Source organism: Pantoea sp. Pa-EAmG, assembly GCF_030024295.1.
Taxonomy (GTDB): Bacteria; Pseudomonadota; Gammaproteobacteria; order Enterobacterales; family Enterobacteriaceae; genus Pantoea; species Pantoea dispersa.
The window spans coordinates 1-18838 of sequence record NZ_JASEWO010000033.1 but is presented as its reverse complement, the minus strand read 5'-3'; the positions used below and the strand labels follow the sequence as shown (position 1 = coordinate 18838).

13 protein-coding genes and 1 riboswitch are annotated in these 18838 nt (G+C 60.1%); of the genes, 2 read left to right on the top strand and 11 right to left on the bottom strand.

Going from position 1 to position 18838, the window contains the following annotated elements; genetic code table 11:
- Nucleotides 1-4: 4 nt before the first annotated feature.
- From rluA to polB, 3 genes are all read right to left on the bottom strand, one after another.
- A complete protein-coding gene (gene rluA / locus QMM04_RS07075) occupies nucleotides 5-664 on the bottom strand; it encodes a bifunctional tRNA pseudouridine(32) synthase/23S rRNA pseudouridine(746) synthase RluA (RefSeq protein WP_021507583.1) in 660 nt (219 codons plus the stop codon).
- A gap of 21 nt (nucleotides 665-685) precedes the next feature.
- The gene (gene rapA / locus QMM04_RS07070; RefSeq protein ID WP_058774837.1) at nucleotides 686-3592 is read right to left on the bottom strand and encodes an RNA polymerase-associated protein RapA; all 2907 of its coding nucleotides are present in this window, start codon (nucleotides 3590-3592) and stop codon (nucleotides 686-688) included.
- Between the two features lie 151 nt (nucleotides 3593-3743).
- Nucleotides 3744-6104, bottom strand: coding sequence for a DNA polymerase II (gene polB / locus QMM04_RS07065; protein WP_282995905.1), 2361 nt, complete (start codon nucleotides 6102-6104; stop codon nucleotides 3744-3746).
- Between the two features lie 168 nt (nucleotides 6105-6272).
- Between polB and QMM04_RS07060 the strand changes: the two genes are divergently transcribed.
- The gene (locus QMM04_RS07060; RefSeq protein WP_104093998.1) at nucleotides 6273-7037 is read left to right on the top strand and encodes a DedA family protein; all 765 of its coding nucleotides are present in this window, start codon (nucleotides 6273-6275) and stop codon (nucleotides 7035-7037) included.
- On the opposite strand, the gene thiQ is transcribed toward QMM04_RS07060, so the two are convergent.
- The 4 genes from thiQ to sgrR form a co-directional block, all read right to left on the bottom strand.
- Entirely contained in the window at nucleotides 7034-7735 is a 702-nt protein-coding gene (gene thiQ / locus QMM04_RS07055; RefSeq protein WP_104093999.1) for a thiamine ABC transporter ATP-binding protein ThiQ, read from the bottom strand. The two genes, QMM04_RS07060 and thiQ, sit on opposite strands and share 4 nt — an antisense overlap.
- Nucleotides 7719-9329 (bottom strand): thiamine/thiamine pyrophosphate ABC transporter permease ThiP, encoded by a 1611-nt coding sequence (gene thiP, locus QMM04_RS07050; protein ID WP_282995904.1) that lies wholly within the window; start codon nucleotides 9327-9329, stop codon nucleotides 7719-7721. The genes thiQ and thiP overlap by 17 nt, the downstream gene beginning before the upstream one ends.
- Entirely contained in the window at nucleotides 9305-10291 is a 987-nt protein-coding gene (thiB, locus tag QMM04_RS07045; RefSeq protein WP_058770627.1) for a thiamine ABC transporter substrate binding subunit, read from the bottom strand. The genes thiP and thiB overlap by 25 nt, the downstream gene beginning before the upstream one ends.
- Before the next feature lie 46 nt (nucleotides 10292-10337).
- Nucleotides 10338-10431, bottom strand: a riboswitch (TPP riboswitch).
- Nucleotides 10432-10501: 70 nt separating this feature from the next.
- Nucleotides 10502-12163: an HTH-type transcriptional regulator SgrR gene (gene sgrR / locus QMM04_RS07040; protein ID WP_058770626.1), complete on the bottom strand. Its 1662-nt coding sequence runs from the start codon at nucleotides 12161-12163 to the stop codon at nucleotides 10502-10504.
- 253 nt (nucleotides 12164-12416) lie between these two features.
- On the opposite strand from sgrR, the gene QMM04_RS07035 reads away from it, so the two are divergent.
- Nucleotides 12417-13598 (top strand): MFS transporter, encoded by a 1182-nt coding sequence (locus QMM04_RS07035; protein ID WP_282995903.1) that lies wholly within the window; start codon nucleotides 12417-12419, stop codon nucleotides 13596-13598.
- Between the two features lie 204 nt (nucleotides 13599-13802).
- Here QMM04_RS07035 and leuD read toward each other — a convergent pair whose 3' ends face one another.
- From leuD to leuA, 4 genes are read right to left on the bottom strand one after another with little or no spacing between them, the layout of a single operon-like run.
- Nucleotides 13803-14408 (bottom strand): 3-isopropylmalate dehydratase small subunit, encoded by a 606-nt coding sequence (gene leuD, locus QMM04_RS07030; RefSeq protein WP_058759635.1) that lies wholly within the window; start codon nucleotides 14406-14408, stop codon nucleotides 13803-13805.
- A gap of 3 nt (nucleotides 14409-14411) precedes the next feature.
- Nucleotides 14412-15818 carry a 3-isopropylmalate dehydratase large subunit gene (leuC, locus tag QMM04_RS07025; protein ID WP_282995902.1) on the bottom strand — a complete coding sequence of 469 codons (1407 nt, stop codon included), beginning with the start codon at nucleotides 15816-15818 and terminating at the stop codon, nucleotides 14412-14414.
- Nucleotides 15819-15822: 4 nt separating this feature from the next.
- Nucleotides 15823-16914: a 3-isopropylmalate dehydrogenase gene (leuB, locus tag QMM04_RS07020; protein ID WP_058759633.1), complete on the bottom strand. Its 1092-nt coding sequence runs from the start codon at nucleotides 16912-16914 to the stop codon at nucleotides 15823-15825.
- Between the two features lie 2 nt (nucleotides 16915-16916).
- Nucleotides 16917-18479, bottom strand: coding sequence for a 2-isopropylmalate synthase (gene leuA, locus QMM04_RS07015; protein ID WP_021507571.1), 1563 nt, complete (start codon nucleotides 18477-18479; stop codon nucleotides 16917-16919).
- Between the last annotated feature and the right edge of the window lie 359 nt (nucleotides 18480-18838).

Sequence of the window (18838 nt, the reverse complement as noted above, 5' to 3'; positions counted from 1 at the left end):
CCCCTTAAAAATCGGCCGGCTGGCGAAACGTCATGCTGTTGCCAAACGCCGGATGGGTAATGGTCAGCGATTCGGCGTGCAGCTGCAGGCGTGGCGCCATGGCTAACGCCTCGGGGTGGGCATAGAAGCGATCGCCGAGAATCGGATGCCCCAGCGCCAGCAGATGCACGCGCAGCTGGTGGGAACGGCCGGTGATCGGCTTCAGCTGCACCCGCGCGCTGTTATCGGCGTCATACGCCAGCACCTGATACTCCGTCTGCGCCGGCTTACCCAGCTCCACACTCACCATCTGCTTCGGCCGGTTAGGCCAGTCGCAAATCAGCGGCAGATCGATCATGCCCTGTTCCGCTGCCGGATGTCCCCAGACGCGCGCCACATACTGCTTCGCGGGCTCGCGCTCGCGAAACTGCCGCTTCAGCTCGCGCTCAGCCGCCTTGGTCAGCGCCACCACAATCACACCGCTGGTGGCCATATCGAGCCGGTGCACCGACTCCGCCTGCGGAAAATCACGCTGGATGCGCGTCATCACGCTGTCCTTGTGCTCCTCAAGGCGGCCAGGCACCGACAGCAAACCGCTCGGCTTGTTAACCACCATGATGTGCTCGTCCTGATACAGAATATGCAGCCAGGGGTCGAGCGGCGGATTGTAGGGTTCCATCAGCATGATTCAGCGCGGCCTCAGCGATTATTGGTGTGTCACAACGATCAGACGCAGCGCATCCAGCCGCCAGCCGGCCTCACCGAGGCTGGCCAGCACCTGCTCGCGGTTGCTCTCCAGCGCATCAACCTCATCATCACGGATGTTGGGGTTGACCGCTTTCAGCGCTTCAAGGCGCGACAGCTCGGCGCTCAGCTTCTCATCGGCTTCGGCTTTGGCCGCCGCAATCAGCGCCTGCGCTTCCGGCACGATGACTTTTTCCGCCTGCGTCAGGATGTGATGCACATCCTGCTGCACCGCGTTCACCAGCTTGCTGCCGGTATGGCGATTGACTGCGTTGAGCTGACGGTTAAAGCTTTCGAACTCCACCTTGCCGGCGAGATTATTTCCGGCGCGATCCATCAGCAGGCGGACCGGCGTGGGCGGCAGGAAGCGGGTAAGCTGCAGGTGCTTCGGCGCCTGTGCTTCGACCACATAGATCATCTCTACCAGCAGCGTGCCCACCGGCAGCGCCTTGTTCTTCAGCAGCGACAGCGCACAGCTGCCGGTGTCGCCGGAGAGAATCAGGTCGAGGCCGTTGCGAATCAGCGGATGTTCCCAGGTAATGAACTGGGTATCTTCGCGTGACAGCGCCTGGTTACGGTTAAAGGTTACGGTGCAGCCATCTTCCGGCAGACCGGGGAAATCCGGCACCAGCATGTGGTCAGACGGCGTCAGGACGATCAGGTTATCGCTGCGATCTTCCTGGTTGATCCCGACGATATCAAACAGGTTGAGCGCAAAGTTCACCAGCTCGGTGTCGTTATCCTGCTCGCCGATGGCATCGGCCAGCGCCTGCGCGGCTTCGCCACCGTTCGAGTTCAGCTCCAGCAGACGGTCGCGCCCCTGCTCCAGCTGCGCCTTCAGGGTGTCATGCTGTTTGCGGCTCTGGGCGATAAAGTCGTCCAGCCCCTGCGGATTGTCCGGTGCGGCCAGATACTCAATCAGCTGCGGGTAGGCGCTGTCGTAGATGGTGCGGCCGGTCGGGCAGGTGTGCTCAAATGCGTCCAGCCCTTCGTGATACCAGCGCAGCAGCACTGCCTGGGCGGTTTTCTCCAGCCACGGCACCAGAATCTGGATGTCATGCAGCTGGCCGATACGATCGAGACGGCCGATACGCTGCTCGAGCAGATCCGGGTTAAACGGTAAATCGAACATCACCAGCCGGCTGGCGAACTGGAAGTTACGCCCTTCCGAGCCGATCTCCGAACACAGCAGCACCTGGGCGCCATCTTCCTGCGAAGCGAAGAAGGCGGCCGCGCGGTCGCGTTCGATAATTGATAGCCCTTCATGGAACACCGCGGCGCGGATGCCTTCACGCTCGCGCAGCACCTGCTCCAGCTGCAGCGCAGTGGCCGCTTTGGCGCAAATCACCAGCACTTTCTCTTTACGGTTGCTGGTGAGGTAGCCCATCAGCCACTCAACGCGCGGGTCGAAGTTCCACCAGGTGCCGCTGTCGCCTTCAAATTCCTGGTAAATCTGCTCGGGATACAGCATGTCGCGCGCGCGCTCTTCCGCCGTTTTGCGCGCCGCCATAATGCCGGAGACTTTAATCGCCGTCTGATACTGCGCCGGCAGCGGCAGGCGAATCTGATGCAGTTCGCGTTTCGGGAAGCCCTTCACACCGTTACGCGTGTTACGGAACAGCACGCGGCTGGTGCCGTGGCGATCCATCAGCATCGAAATCAGCTCTTTACGCGCGTCGTCTTTGCCGTCGCGATCGCTGTTCGCTACCTGCAGCAGCGGCTCAATATCCTGCTCACCGACCAGATCGTTGATCAGGTTCATCTCGTCTTTGCTAATGGCGTGATCGGCCAGCAGCGTACTGACGGCGTCAGCCACCGGGCGGTAGTGCTGCTGCTCGGCCACAAACTGCGCGAAATCGTGGAAACGATTCGGGTCCAGCAGGCGCAGACGGGCAAAGTGGCTCTCCATGCCGAGCTGTTCCGGCGTCGCGGTCAGCAGCAGCACGCCGGCGGTCTTTTCCGCCAGCTGTTCGATAACCTGATATTCGCGGCTCGGCGCGGCTTCGCTCCACGCCAGATGGTGCGCTTCGTCGACCACCAGCAGATCCCAGTCAGCTTCGGCCAGCAGCTCCAGCCGCTGTTTGTTGCGGCGGACAAAATCCAGCGAGCAGATAATCAGCTGCTCGGTATCAAACGGATTGTCGCTGTCGTGCTGCGCTTCGGTGTAGCGATCGTCGTCGAACAGGGCAAAGCGCAGGTTGAAGCGGCGCAGCATTTCCACCAGCCACTGGTGCTGCAGGGTTTCCGGCACCACGATCAGCACGCGCTCGGCGCGTCCGGCCAGCAGCTGCTGCTGGATAATCATCCCGGCTTCAATGGTTTTACCCAGGCCGACTTCATCGGCCAGCAGCACGCGCGGCGCGTGACGGCGACCGACGTCATGCGCGATGTGCAGCTGATGCGGAATCAGGTTGGTGCGCATGCCGCGCAGGCCGCTAATCGGCAGGCGATACTGTTCGCTCTGGTATTTGCGTGCGCGGAAGCGCAGGGCGAAGCGATCCATGCGGTCCAGCTGGCCGGCAAACAGGCGATCCTGTGGTTTGCTGAACACCAGTTTGCTGTCGAGCATCACTTCACGCAGCACCACGTTGCTTTCGTCGGTATCAAGACGCGTGCCGATGTAAGTCACTAAATCGTTTTCGTTGCGGACTTCATCAACCTGCATCTGCCAGCCTTCGTGGCTGGTGACGGTATCACCCGGATTAAAAATCACGCGGGTGACCGGAGAATCATTACGGGCATAGAGGCGGTTTTCGCCGGTGGCGGGAAACATCAGTGTGACCATGCGCGTATCCAGCGCCACGACTGTCCCCAGTCCCAGCTCACTTTCCGTATCACTAATCCAGCGTTGACCCAGTGTAAAAACCATATATTTTTTGCTCGATTCTCTAAAAGATAGAAAGACGTTCGCCTGCTCTCAGACAATACCCCACCGCCAGACAGTTATCTGGTCAGCTGGTGCACGCGGTGAGAATCAGGAAGGGCGCTATGGTACTGGATGGCAGGGCATTCGTCACCTGTCAAAAAAGCCCCAGTTGCCCGGTGATCAGTGTAGCAAAGTCATCACCGACAAACGGTAAAATCCCTTCGGCGATCGGCTGCAGCTGCTTGCTGACGTAGTGATCGTAATCCAGCGGCGTGCTGCGCGCTTCCAGCGGCTCCGGCCCGGCGGTGGCCATGACGTAGCGGATCGATCCGCCGTTCTGATACTGCAGCGGACGCTGCAGTTTACGGTTATGTTCATCGGCGAGGCGCGCGGCACGCACGTGGGGCGGCACGTTGCGTTCGTAATCTTTCAGCGGCCGGCGCAGGCGCTTTTTATACACCAGCAGATCGTCCAGTTCGCCGGCCAGCAACTGTGCCACCGTGTCGCGAATGTAGTCCTGCCAGGGTTCACCGCGGAAGATGCGGCCATACAGCGTCTGCTGGAACTGCTGCGCCAGCGGCGTCCAGTCGGTGCGCACCGATTCCAGTCCCTTAAACACCAGCCGTTCGTCGCCGTCGCGGCGAATCAGTCCGGCGTAGCGCTTTTTACTGCCCTGTTCGGCGCCGCGAATGGTTGGCATCAGGAAGCGGCTGAAGTGGGTTTCGTACTCCAGCTCCAGCGCGCTGTCGAGACCGTAAGTCTGCTGCAGATGCTGTTGCCACCAGCGATTCACGTGCCCGGCCAGCCGCTGGCCGATCGCGGCGGCATCGGCTTCGCTGTGGGCGCTTTTCAGCCAGACAAAAGTAGAATCGGTGTCACCGTAAATCACGTCAAAACCTTCGGCTTCAATCAGCTCACGCGTTTGCTGCATGATGGCGTGGCCGCGCAGGGTAATCGACGAAGCGAGGCGCGGATCGAAAAAGCGACAGGCGCTGGTGCCGAGTACGCCATAAAAAGCGTTCATGATGATCTTCAGCGCCTGCGACAGCGGCTGGTTGCCATCGCGTTTGGCGGCCTCGCGCCCCTGCCAGATCTGCCCGACAATCGCCGGTAAACAGTGGGTGCGGCGCGAAAAGCGCGCGTGGCGAAAACCGGGAACCGAATCGGCGTCATCCGGATGCGCCAGGCCTTCGACCAGCCCGACCGGATCAATCAGAAAGGTGCGGATGATCGACGGATAGAGGCTTTTATAATCCAGCACCAGCACCGAATCATACAGTCCGGGGCGCGAATCCATCACGTAGCCGCCAGGGCTGGCTTCCGGTGCCACTTCGCCGAGATTAGGCGCGACAAAGCCGGCGCGATGCATTCGCGGAATATACAGGTGGCTGAACGCCGCCACCGATCCGCCGTGGCGATCCACCGCCAGGCCATTGACGGTGGCGCGCTCCAGCAAAAACGGCATGATGGCGGTGTGCTGGAAAATACGCGTAACCAGCTCGCAGTCCTTCAGGTTGTAGGTGGCCAGCGCCGGTTTGTCGTGGGCAAAGCGCCAGTTGATCTCTTCCATGCGCTGCCACGGATTGTTGATGGCTTTGCCTTCGCCCAGCAGCTCGCGCGACACCGCCTCCAGGCTAAATGAGGCGAAGTCCCAGAACGCCGATTTCAGCGCCTCGATCCCGTCAATCACCAGCCGGCCGCTGGCCTGAGCAAAGAACACGCCGGGCTTAAAGCCGTGCTCGCGCCACTCCAGCGGCTGCTGCTGACGGCCAAGGCGCAGCGGAATACCGTAGCGGTCGGCATGTTTTTGCAGCACGCGCAGGTCGAACTGCACCACGTTCCAGCCGATGATGACATCGGGATCGTGACGGGCGAACCAGGCGTTAAGCTGCTCCAGCAGCTGTGGCCGGCTGTCGAGGTAGATCAGCTCAAAATCCAGCTGGCTGGCATCACCGTTAGGCGGGCCGAGCATATACACCTGGCGCTGGCCGCAGCCCTCCAGCCCGATGCAGTACAGCTCGCCGTGCTCGGTGGTTTCGATGTCGAGCGACACCCATTTCAGTTGCGGACGGTAATCGGGATGCGGCTTGAGGCGCGCGTTGACGAGGCTGTCGCCGCGCGGCTCGCCGCTGAACCACACCGGTGCCGTGATAAAGCGCTCCATCAGGTAGCGTTCCGGCGGGCGGATATCTGCTTCATACACCGCAATGCCGTTTTCACGCAGGCGTTTTTCGATGCTTTGCAGCTGTCGGTGGCTGCGGCAATAGAGTCCCAGCACCGGTCGGCGACGAAAATCTTTCAGATCCAGCGCTTGCAGGCGCGTATGGCGCTCGTCGCGAATCAGCGCTTCGGTTTGCGCCTGGAACTCCCGGGGAATAAACGCCACTGACTCCTGCGCAGGCAGCACCAGGCGCTGCGGGCCCTGGTCGGTGGCCAGCCACAGCACCACTTCGCTGCCGGTCGGGGTATCCCGCCAGTGGCGAGTCAGCAAAAATCCTGCGCGCGGTTCGGTCACGTTAACTCCGGAGAATGAATTCATTTCAGTATATCATGGATGTTTATACAGTGTACTGCGGTGGTGCCGTCGTCTGCGCGGCGCGGGCGTGCGGCAGCGCGGGGAATTGCTTGACGCTGTGGGGCTGTCTCAGGACAATCCAGCCTCTATATTCCGCAGAGGATAGTTATGGAAGCCTGGATCCAACACCTGTTTACGCAATCGCTGGAGTACGCGCTGATTGCCGTGGCGCTGGTGACCTTTCTTGAGTCGCTGGCGTTTGTCGGCCTGCTGCTGCCGGGCACGGTATTGATGGCCAGCCTTGGCGCGCTGGTGGGCAGCGGACAAATCGGGCTCTATCCGGCGTGGGCCGCCGGGCTGGCCGGCTGTCTGATTGGCGACTGGGTGTCGTACGGCATTGGCTGGAAATTCCAGGGACCGCTGCACCGCTGGAAATACCTGCAAAAATACAAAGGGCTGCTGGATAAAACCGAGCACGCGCTGCATCAGCACAGCATGTTTACCATCCTCGTGGGGCGCTTTGTCGGACCGACGCGTCCGCTGATTCCGCTGGCGGCCGGCATGCTGGAGCTGCCGGTGCGTAAATTCCTGCCGCCGAACATTATCGGCTGCATCCTGTGGCCGCCGGCCTACCTGATGCCGGGCATTCTGGCGGGCGTGGCGATCGACGTGCCGCAGGCGGCGCAGGGCGACAGCTTCAAATGGCTGCTGCTGGCGGTGGCGCTGCTGCTGTGGATCGGCGGCTGGCTGCTGTGGCGCTGGTGGCGCAGCGGCAAAAGCGTTGACTGGGCCACGCCTTATCTGCCACTGGCGCGGCTGCGCTGGCTGGCACCGCTGATGGCGCTCATCGGCGCGGGTGCCTTTATTGCGCTGTTGTTCCACCCGATGATGCCGATTTTCCTGCAGCTACTGTGGAAAGTGTTCTTCGCTTAACACGGCTGGACGCCAAGGATGGCGGCCGCCGGGCTCTCGCCGCGCAGCAGGCTGGCGGTGCTGCCATCCCAGTACACCCGACCGTCAACAATCACCAGGCTGCGTGACGCAATCTGCTGCGCATCTTCCAGACTGTGCGACACCATCAGCAGCGTGATAGTGCGTGCCTCGCATACCGCGCGCACCAGCTGCAGCATCTCGCTGCGCAGCGCCGGATCGAGTGCCGAAAACGGTTCATCCAGCAGCAGTACCGGCTGATTACGCAGCAGGCAGCGCGCCAGCGCCACGCGCTGGCGCTGACCGCCGGAGAGCTGGCCGGGCAGACGCGTCAGCATCGATTCCAGCCCGGTTTGCTCCGCAATCTGCTGTACCTGCTGCTGCTGTTGGCGCGTCAGCTTCAGGCCGGGATGCAGGCCCAGCCCCAGATTTTGCTGCACCGTCAGGTGCGGAAACAGATTGTTCTCCTGAAACAGCATCGATACCGGTCGCGCGGAAGGCACGCTGCGGGTGTGGTCGACGCCATCGATCAGCAGGCTGCCCTGACTCACCGGCAGAAAGCCGCCGAGCAGGCTCAGCAGGGTACTTTTGCCCGCGCCGCTCGGGCCGAGAATGGCGAGACGTTCACCAGCCTGTGCGCTAAAGCTGAAGCGCATCGGCAGATGCTGGTAGAGATAAGTAAGGTTATTCAGTGTCAGCATGGCGACCCGGTAATTTTTCCATCAGCGTAAACAGCAGCAGGCATAACAGCAGCAGTAGCAGCGCGGTCACCGCGCCATCGGCACCGCGATAGGCGCCAATCTGCTGGAACAGATAAAACGGCAGGGTGCGGAAATCGGCGCTGCCGAACAGCGCCACCACGCCGAAATCCCCAATCGATAGCACGCAGGCAAAGGCCAGCGCCTGTGCCAGCGGACGTTTCAGCGCCCGCAGTTCAATCAGCCGCAGGCGAGTAAACCCACTGATGCCCAGCGAGGCGCACAGCTGAGCGTAGCGCACGCTGAGATCGCGCATCGGATTTTCCAGCACTTTCATGGCGTAGGGGATGGCGATCAGCGCGTTGGTAAAGATCACCAGCGCATCGGCACGCTGCGGCAGGCCAACGGTGGCGTTGAACAGCAGGAAGAACCCACTCGCCAGCACGATGCCCGGCATCGCCAGAATCAGCATCCCGCTGAGTTCCATGGCCTGCGCGGCGAAGCGCTGCTGACGCTGGCGCAGTTCGCGACTGCTCCACAGTAGCATCATGGTCAGCAGCACGCACAGCACACCGGCACCGAGTGCGATACGCAGCGACGTCCACGTGGCCTGCCACAGCGCGGGCTGTTGCAGCGCGCCGGCAATGCCGCCGCGTAAGCCGTCGACCAGCACCGCCGCCAGCGGTGGCAGCAGTAACAGCAGCGCCAGCGTAATCAGCAGCGTATCCGCGACGCGTGCGCGCCAGGAATCCTGCGGATCGCGCCAGCCGCGCACCGTCTGGCTACCGGCCGGAATCGCTTTACTGAAGCGCTGGCTAAGCAGCACCAGCAGCAGACAGCAGCCGAGCTGCAACAGTGCCAGCAGCGCGGCGCGGCCGGGATCGTAATCAAAGCTAAGCGCCTGATAAATGGCCAGCTCCAGCGTGGTGGCCTGCGGACCGCCGCCCAGTGCCAGCACGGTGGCAAAACTGGCGAAGCACAGCATAAAGATCAGCGCTGCCGTTGGCAGCAGCGGACGGCGCAGCCACGGCCACTCCAGCAGGCGAAACAGCGACCAGCCGCGCAGACCGAGCTGAGCCGCCAGCTGGCGCTGCTCGCCAGGAATGCTCTCCAGCGCCTGCAGCAGCATGCGCGTCGCCAGCGGCAGATTGAAAAACACGTGCGCCAGCAAAATGCCCTGCAGGCCATAGGGCGAGAAGTGATAGTCGATACCGACTGTGGCACACAGCTGCGCCAGCCAGCCGCTGCGCCCATAGACGCTCAGCAGACCGAATACGGCGACCAGCACCGGCAGCACCAGCGTCATGGCGCACAGGCGCAACAGCAGGGTGCGGCCGGTAAAACGGCGGCGATAGAGCGCGCGGGCCAGCAGAATGGCTGGCAGCACCGAGAGCAGCGCTGACAGCAGCGCCTGTTCAAAGGAGAACGCCAGCACATGGTGCAGATAGCTATCGCTGAGCAGCGCGCGCCAGTCGGTGGCCGGCGCGGCGAGCAGCAGGGCACCGAGCGCCAGCAGCGCGACCGCACACAATAGCAGTGCGCTAAGCGCTCCGGGCAGCAGCCAGCCGGGCATCAGCGGCTGACGGCGCGCTGCCACGCGCTAATCCACGCCGCGCGATGGTCAGCCACCTCTGTCGGGGTGTATTGCAGCGCATTCGCGGGCACCGGTAACGCCTGATAACCGGCGGGTAAATCGCTTTTGATCACCGGATACATCCAGTTGCCGGTAGGAATGGTGCTCTGAAACGCTGGCGACACCATAAACTGCATGAATTGCTGCGCCAGCTGCGGCTGTTTGCTGCTGGCGAGTTGCGCGCCCACTTCTACCTGCAGATAGTGGCCTTCGCTGAACGGCGCGGCGGCGTAGTTATCCTTTTTCTCTTCAATAATGTGGTAAGCCGGCGAGGTGGTGTAGCTCAGCACCAGATCGCTTTCGCCTTTGAGGAACAGACCATAAGCTTCGCTCCAGCCTTTGGTGACGGTCACGGTTTTGCTGGCCAGCTTCTGCCAGGCCGCCGGCGCATCATCGCCGTACACTTTCTGCATCCACAGCAGCAGACCGAGCCCCGGCGTGCTGGTGCGCGGATCTTCATAAATCACCCGCCATTTTTCCGGGCTTTCGACCAGCTCCTTCAGGCTGTGCGGCGGATTCTTCAGCTTGTTTTTGTCGTAAACGAACGCAAAGTAGCCGTAATCAAACGGGATAAAAGTGTCACTGTGCCAGCCGTCCGGCAGCTGTAGTGCACGAGTATCCACCGTGCTTTTGCTGAACAGGCCGGTTTTTTCCGCCGCCTGAATCAGGTTGTTGTCCAGCCCCAGCACCACGTCGGCCTTGCTGTTCTTTCCTTCCATGCGCAGGCGATTAAGCAGCGATACGCCATCTTCCAGCGCCACATAGTTCAGCTCACAGCCGCACCGGGCCTCAAAGGCTTTTTTCACTGCCGGACCGGGGCCCCAGTCGGCGGCGAACGAGTCGTAGGTATACACGGTGAGGACGGGTTTGGCCGCCAGAGCCGGCGCAGCGATCAGCAGCAACAGGGGCAGAACTTTATTTAACACTTTGCGTTCCTTAAGGAGAAGGTAAGGTTGCGTCGCAAAGGATCTGAGGGCGGAGCATCTCAAATCCCTACGCCGGTACGAGCCGGATCAGGTTCGACGGGTCTCTCTCAGCCAGTTAACCGGCACCCCGTTGAGAACGACATATTCTAGACATTTACATGACAACGCGAAAGGTTCACCTGCCGGTCGTGTTGTCTCATGCTGCCCTTTTTACAGCTCCGGCGGGGCGAACCAGGCGGACTTGAAGTCAAACCAGCCGAGCGTGTTCAGCCGCACGCCACGCATGCTGCGCTGGCCCTCCAGCAGCAGCCAGTGATGAAACAGCGGATGCAGATAGTCGCTGTTTACCAGCTGTTTGCTCCACTCCGCCAGCGGCAGCGCTTTCTCACGCCAGCGCGCGGCGTCGGCCTGCCAGTCCAGCGGGATACAGTGATGCATCAGCGGTAGCTCGTAGAGCTGAGCGAACAGGGCGTAGTCGAGCGGCAGGGTAAAGTTGACGCTGCCCAGCCAGATGTCACTCTCGCCCGCGCCGTCGAACCAGCTTTCGTAGCTCACTTCGCGGGTAATCAGCTCGACGCCCTGCTGCGCCAGCAGCGGCCGTAGCGCATTGGCGATGCCCTCGTGTTCGACATGGTGGCTGTACCAGCTGAGCGTCAGCTGGGTCACGCCGTCGGGCTTGTGGGCTGGGGTGATATCGCGCCGATGGTGCCAGCGCGGCAGCAGGCCATAAGCCGGGAACCAGTAGCGCTGATAGCCGACGCCGGCATGATTAAGCAGCGCGATAGGATTAAGCAGATCGCTCACCCAGCGGCGGAAACCGGCATCGCGCCCGCGTTCAGAGCGCTGATCGAACAGCAGAAAATAGCAGCCCTCTTCGAGGCGACTCTCTTCCGATTTTTCGTCGTCGTTTTCGCCTTCCAGTTTTACACCGGCGTAGACCAGCTCATCGCTGATCTCCGGCAGCACCCAGATCGAGACATCATCAATCAGCGCGCGGTAGCCGAAGTAGTCATCAAACGCGGCGATTTTCAGCTGGGTTTGCTGGTTGCGCACCACGCTGTACGGACCGGTGCCAATGGGCTGACGGGCGAAGTGGCGCAGCGTCGGCCACTCACGCGGCAGAATCATGGCGCTGACGCTGGCCAGCAGCCACGGCAGCCAGCAGTCCGGCTGGCTGAGATGGATATCCAGCGTCCACGGCGCTGGCGAGTGCAGCTGGTCGATGTGCGAAAACAGCGGCTGGCTGCGCACCCGCTCCAGCGAGGCGATGACATCCTCCATCTCCAGCTCGCGGCCATGATGAAAGCGGATTGCCGGCCGCAGGAAGAAGCGCCAGTGCAGCGGAGAGGTTTGCTGCCAGTGATGGGCAATGTCGGCGGCGATTTCCCCCTTTTCCTCATTTATACGCGTCAGGCCGCTGAATATCTGCCGCGCCAGATGGGTTTCTGAACGGCGCAGCGGCGAGCCAGGCAGCAGGTTAGGCAGAGGCCGGTAGTAGAGCACGCGCAGAATATGCTTGCCCTGGCGAAAGCTGCGGCCAAGGTGCGCGGCAATCATCTGCCGCACCTGGTTTTTATCGCCCACCAGCTGCACCAGCTGATCGATGCGATCCTGCTCCAGCAGGTCTTCGGCGCGCTGCTGCTGTAGCGCCAGTCCGGTGTAGCAGAAGCTCAGCAGCGAGCGTTTACCGCGACCGGCTTCAGCCTGCCAGATCAGCCAGCCCGCCGCCTGCATGGCGTTCAGCAGGTTACGCATGTGGCGGCGTGAGCAGTGCAGCAGTTCAGCCAGCTCGCTCAGCGTGGTTTCCTGATCCTGGCCCTGACAGTGTTGCCACAGGCGAATGAATTGCTGTTGCAGACGCGCAGAGGACATAAAAGGGGAACTCCTTCTCGACTTCGCTCAGTTTTTCCTGCCCCATATTAGAGGCATACTGGCGGGCAATGGAAGAGCGGGAGGCATTCAGCAATGAATGGCGCTCTGCCAGCGGTTCCGCCGACGTGGAATCTTTTCTGAGTAGGGTGCAATTTCACCGCCAGCGGAGTTTTTCTCTGCTGGCTTTTTTCGTTTTGCTGTGGAATCTTCTACGCTGTTTTTTCCCGGTCTTTTTCCTCAAAGGGATTTCTGCATGAAATCGCTGTTACCGCGGCCGCGCCGCCTGAATCCGGTTTACCTCTCCTTTATGGCGGTGTCGTTTATGGTCGGCGTGGCGGGGGCGTTACAGGCGCCGACGCTCAGCCTGTTTTTGACGCGCGAGGTGCAGGTGCGACCGTTCTGGGTCGGCCTGTTCTTTACCATCAACGCCGTCGCCGGGATCGTAATCAGCCTGCTGATGGCGAAGCGTTCGGATAACCGTGGCGATCGCCGTCATCTGATCCTGTTTTGCTGCCTGATGGCGGTGGCCAACGCGCTACTGTTTGCCTTTAACCGTCACTATCTGACGCTCATCACCCTCGGCGTGCTGCTGTCGGCGCTGGCCAGCGTGGCGATTCCGCAGATCTTCGCGCTGGCGCGTGAATATGCCGATCAGTCGGCGCGTGAAGTAGTGATGTTCAGTTCGGTGATGCGCGCGCAGCTGTCGCTGGCGTGGGTGATTGGGCCGCCGCTGTCGTTCGCGCTGGCGCTCAACTACGGCTTCGTCACGCTATTCTGCGTGGCGGCGGTGATTTTTCTGCTGAGTATGCTGCTGATCTGGCGCACGCTGCCCTCAGTGCCGCGCATCGCCGCCACGCCGGAGCAGGTGCTGATGCAGCTCAGCCCGTGGAAAGACAGCCAGGTGCGGCTGCTGTTTATCGCCTCGGTGGTGATGTGGGCGTGTAATACCATGTATATCATTGATATGCCGCTGTATATCAGCGCAACCCTTGGCCTGCCGGAGAAGCTGGCGGGTCTGCTGATGGGCACCGCCGCCGGGCTGGAGATCCCGATCATGCTGCTGGCCGGCCATTACGCGAAGCGCTACGGCAAGCGCAAGCTGATGCTGCTGGCGCTGGTGGCGGCGATTGTGTTTTATCTCGGGCTGGTGCTGTTCCGTTCTCAAACCGCGCTGATGGTGCTGCAGCTGTTTAACGCTGCGTTTATCGGCATCATTGCCGGCATCGGCATGCTGTGGTTTCAGGATTTGATGCCGGGCCGTGCCGGTGCAGCGACCACCATGTTCACCACCTCGATCTCAACCGGGCTGATTATCGCCGGCCTGATTCAGGGGATACTGAGTGAGCGCTTTGGTCATGAGTCGGTGTACTGGCTGGCGCTGGTGATGGCGGTGGTGGCGTTGCTGCTGGCGGCGCGGGTGCGCGATGCGCAGTGAGGGCGGTGTGAAGGTTGAAGGTCGCCATAAATGGCGACCCTGCGGGGCCTTGCGCGTTTCGGGCATGTTTTGCACATTTTTGGTCGCCATAAATGGCGACCCTACAGGGCATTGTGCATTTAAGCATCTTTGGTCGCCATCAATGGCGACCAAATTACTGGCGCGTTTGCTGTAGGGTGCGCATTGATGCGCACCGGGTAAACCTTAACGCAGAAACGCTGGCTGGCTGGATTCGTAACTGGCGATGGACGCTTCATGCTGCAGCGTCAGGCCAATGCTGTCGAGGCCGTTGATCATGCAGTGACGGCGGAAGCTGTCGATTTCAAAGCTATAAACCTTGTCGCCGGCGGTGACGGTCTGCGCTTCGAGATCGACGGTGAAGCGGATACCCGGCTGCGCGGCCACCAGTTTGAACATTTCATCGACCTGCTCTTCGCTCAGCTTTACCGGCAGCAGCTGGTTGTTAAAGCTGTTACCGTAGAAGATGTCGGCGAAACTCGGCGCAATCACCACGTGAAAACCGAAGTCGGTCAGCGCCCACGGCGCATGTTCACGCGAGGAGCCGCAGCCAAAGTTCTCGCGCGCCAGCAGGATGCTGGTGCCTTTGAACTCCGGCTTATTCAGCACGAAGCTGGCGGTAGGCTGGGTGCCGGCGTCATCATCAAAACGCCAGTCGTGGAACAGGTGCGCGCCAAAGCCGGTGCGCGTCACTTTCTGCAAAAACTGCTTCGGGATGATGGCATCGGTGTCGACGTTTGCGGCATCCAGCGGGGCCACAATCCCGGTGTGTTGGGTAAATTTGTTCGCCATGGCTTAAGCTCCCTGAGTCAATTCACGAATGTCGGCAAAACGACCGGTTACCGCCGCAGCTGCAGCCATCGCCGGGCTCACCAAGTGAGTACGGCCGCCGCGGCCCTGACGACCTTCAAAGTTACGGTTGCTGGTGGATGCGCAACGCTCGCCAGGGTTCAGGCGGTCGTTGTTCATCGCCAGACACATGGAGCAACCCGGCAGACGCCATTCAAAACCCGCCTCCAGGAAGATTTTATCCAGACCTTCCGCTTCGGCTTGCGCCTTGACTGGACCGGAACCCGGTACCACCATCGCGACAACACCTGGTGCCACTTTACGGCCTTTGGCGATAGCGGCAGCAGCACGCAGATCTTCAATACGTGAGTTGGTGCAGGAACCGATAAACACTTTGTCGATGGCTACGTCGGTCAGTTTGATGCCTGGCTGCAAATCCATATAAGCCAGCGCTTTTTCGGCAGAGGCGCGCTCAACCGGATCGGCGAAGGACTGTGGATTCGGGATAGCCTGATCCACCGCCATCACCTGGCCTGGGTTGGTGCCCCAGGTCACCTGTGGTGCGATATCGGCCGCATTCAGGGTGACAATGGTATCGAATTTGGCATCGCTGTCGGACTTCAGGGTACGCCAGTAAGCCACGGCTTGTTCCCACTGCTCGCCTTTCGGCGCGAACTGCTTGTCTTTCAGATACGCGAAGGTGGTGTCGTCTGGCGCGACCAGGCCGGCTTTCGCGCCCATTTCAATCGCCATATTACACAGCGTCATACGGCCTTCCATGCTCAGCGCTTCAATCGCCGGGCCACAGAATTCCACCACGTGACCAGTACCGCCGGCGCTGCCGGTTTTACCAATAATCGCCAACACGATATCTTTCGCCGTAATGCCCGGCGCCGCTTCGCCCAGCACTTCAATCTTCATGGTTTTGGCACGGCCCTGTTTCAGGGTCTGCGTGGCAAACACATGCTCAACTTCGGAGGTGCCGATACCGAATGCCAGCGAACCGAATGCGCCGTGGGTCGCGGTGTGGGAATCGCCGCAGACGATGGTCATGCCTGGCAGCGTCATCCCTTGTTCAGGCCCGATCACGTGCACGATACCCTGGAACGGGTGATTCAGGTCATACAGCTGAATGCCGAACTCAGCACAGTTCTTCATCAGCTCCTGCATCTGGATACGTGCCATTTCACCCGAGGCGTTGATGTCTTTGGTCTGGGTGGAAACGTTGTGATCCATGGTGGCAAAGGTCTTCGACGGCTGACGCACTTTGCGGCCGTGCGCACGCAGACCGTCAAACGCCTGCGGCGAGGTGACTTCGTGAATCAGGTGACGATCGATATACAGTAACGGCGTTTCGTCTGGCGCTTCGTGAACGACATGTGCATCAAATAACTTCTGGTATAAGCTTTTCATTTTGTTATTTTTCCTCGCTGATGTAACCGGCAATGATGCTGCCCATTTCATCGGTGCTCACGGCAGGGCCGTCACCGGCCAAATCACGGGTGCGATGGCCCGCTTCCAGCGCACGGCTTACCGCGCGCTCAATGCTATCCGCAGCGGCGTCAGCGTTCAGGCTGAAACGCAGCAGCATCGCCAGCGACAGAATCTGCGCAATCGGGTTAGCAATGTTCTGGCCGGCGATATCCGGTGCGGAACCGCCCGCCGGTTCGAACAGGCCGAATCCCTCTTCATTCAGGCTGGCCGAAGGCAGCATGCCCATCGAGCCGGTAATCATCGCGCACTCGTCCGACAGAATGTCACCAAACAGATTCGAGCAGAGTAAAACGTCAAACTGCGACGGATCCTTAATCAGTTGCATGGTGGCGTTGTCGATATACATATGACTCAGCTGCACATCCGGATAATCTTTTGCCACTTCGTTGACGATTTCACGCCACATCACCGAGGTCGCCAGCACGTTAGCTTTATCAACGGAAGTCACTTTGTTACGACGCTTGCGCGCAGCTTCAAAGGCGTTGCGGGCAATACGCTCGATTTCGAAACGGTGATAGACCTCGGTATCAAAAGCGCGTTCATGCGCGCCGCTGCCTTCGCGGCCTTTCGGCTGGCCGAAATAGATGCCGCCGGTCAGCTCACGCACGCACAGGATATCGAAGCCGCGGGCGGCGATGTCGCTGCGCAGCGGGCAAAATGCTTCCAGACCTTTATACAGCGCCGCCGGGCGCAGGTTGCTGAACAGTTTGAAGTGTTTACGCAGCGGCAGCAGCGCACCGCGCTCAGGCTGGCCGGCTGGCGGCAGGTGTTCCCATTTTGGACCGCCGACCGAGCCGAACAGAATGGCATCAGCCTGCTCAGCACCGGCCACGGTAGCGGCGGGTAAAGGTTCACCGTGACGATCGATGGCGATACCGCCGACATCATATTCGCTGGTGGTGATGCGCATATCGAAGCGCGCGCGAATCGCGTCGAGAACTTTCATGGCCTGCGCCATCACTTCCGGACCGATTCCGTCGCCTGGCATTACCGCAATATGATAAGACTGAGTCATAGTTACACCGTTTCCTTCTGATCTTTAAATTTACGCTGCAATTCTTTTTCGACCTGCTTTGCCCGCCAGATGTTGTTCAGGGCATTCACCATCGCTTTCGCCGAGGATTCGACGATATCGGTCGCCAGGCCCACGCCGTGGAATTTACGCCCGTTGTAATTGACCACGATATCGACCTGACCCAGCGCGTTTTCGCCGTGGCCTTTCGCGGTCAGCTTGTAGTTCACCAGCTCAGCATCGAAGCCGGTGATACGGTTAATAGCCTGGTAGACGGCATCAACCGGACCGTTACCGGTGGCGGCGTCGGCTTTGGCCTCTTCGCCGCAGCCCAACTGCACTGACGCCGTCGCGGTGACGCTGGAGCCGGTCTGCACGTTGAATTCGTTCAGCTGGAAGTACTCCGGCTCTTCATTCTGCTTATTAATGAAGGCCAGCGCTTCCAGGTCGTAATCGAACACCTGGCCTTTTTTGTCCGCCAGCTTCAGGAAGGCGTCGTACAGCGTATCCAGGTTGTAATCGGACTCTTTATAACCCATCTCTTCCATACGGTGCTTCACGGCGGCACGGCCGGAGCGGGACGTCAGGTTCAGCTGAATTTTGTGCAGGCCAATCGATTCTGGCGTCAGGATTTCATAGTTTTCGCGGTTCTTCAGCACGCCATCCTGATGAATGCCGGAAGAGTGAGCGAAGGCGTTGGAACCGACCACCGCTTTGTTGGCCGGGATCGGCATGTTGCAGATCTGGCTGACAATCTGGCTGGTGCGGTAGATTTCCTGATGATTGATATTGGTGTGCACGTTCATGATCTGCTGACGAGTTTTGATCGCCATGATCACCTCTTCCAGCGCACAGTTACCGGCGCGCTCGCCCAGGCCGTTCAGCGTGCCTTCGACCTGACGCGCACCGGCCAGCACTGCTGCAATGGCGTTACCGGTCGCCATACCCAGATCGTCATGGGTATGTACCGACAGAATCGCTTTGTCGATGTTCGGCACGCGCTGTACCAGCTGACCAATAATGTTGGCGTACTCGCCCGGCAGGGTGTAGCCCACGGTGTCAGGAATATTGATGGTGGTGGCGCCGGCGTTGATTGCGGCTTCTACCATGCGGCACAGGTCGTCAATCGGCGTACGGCCACCGTCTTCGCAGGAGAACTCAACGTCATCGGTATAGTTGCGCGCCCGCTTAATCATGTGCACCGCGCGTTCAATCACTTCCGGCAGCGTGCTGCGCAGTTTAGTGGCGATGTGCATCGGCGAAGTGGCGATAAAGGTGTGAATACGGAAGGCGTCGGCCACGCGCAGCGATTCGTAAGCCGCGTCGATATCTTTCTCGACACAGCGCGCCAGACCACACACGCGGCTGTTTTTGATGGTCCGGGCAATAGTCTGCACGGATTCGAAATCACCCGGCGAAGAGACCGGAAAACCGACTTCCATTACATCCACGCCCATCCTTTCCAGCGCCAGGGCGATCTGCAGTTTTTCTTTAACACTCAGGCTGGCCTGTAATGCCTGTTCGCCGTCGCGCAGAGTGGTATCGAAAATTATTACTTGCTGGCTCATGGTCATCTTCCTTTTGCATTGACTTCGCCGGTGCTACGAGCATAAAAAAACCCGCGCAGTGGCGCGGGTTTTTTAACTTTCAGCAGGTTCGAATCAGTTGTTGATTTCGCCCACGAGTCTACCGCGCAAACTGGATGCGTTAAGTAGTAGACCGAGTAGACGAAAAGAACGTGACATGAATCAAACCTCGTAAAATGAGTGCTGCACATATTGGTACTGGATTCGCCTGGCGATGTCAACCCTAAGTGAAAGGGTATTTCTCTGGCCGGAAAAGGGCGATGTGCTGGGATTATCGGTCATCACAGAGCATTGCCATTAATTAACGGTGGCTTAGCGCGTTATGCCACTTTAAAAGATTT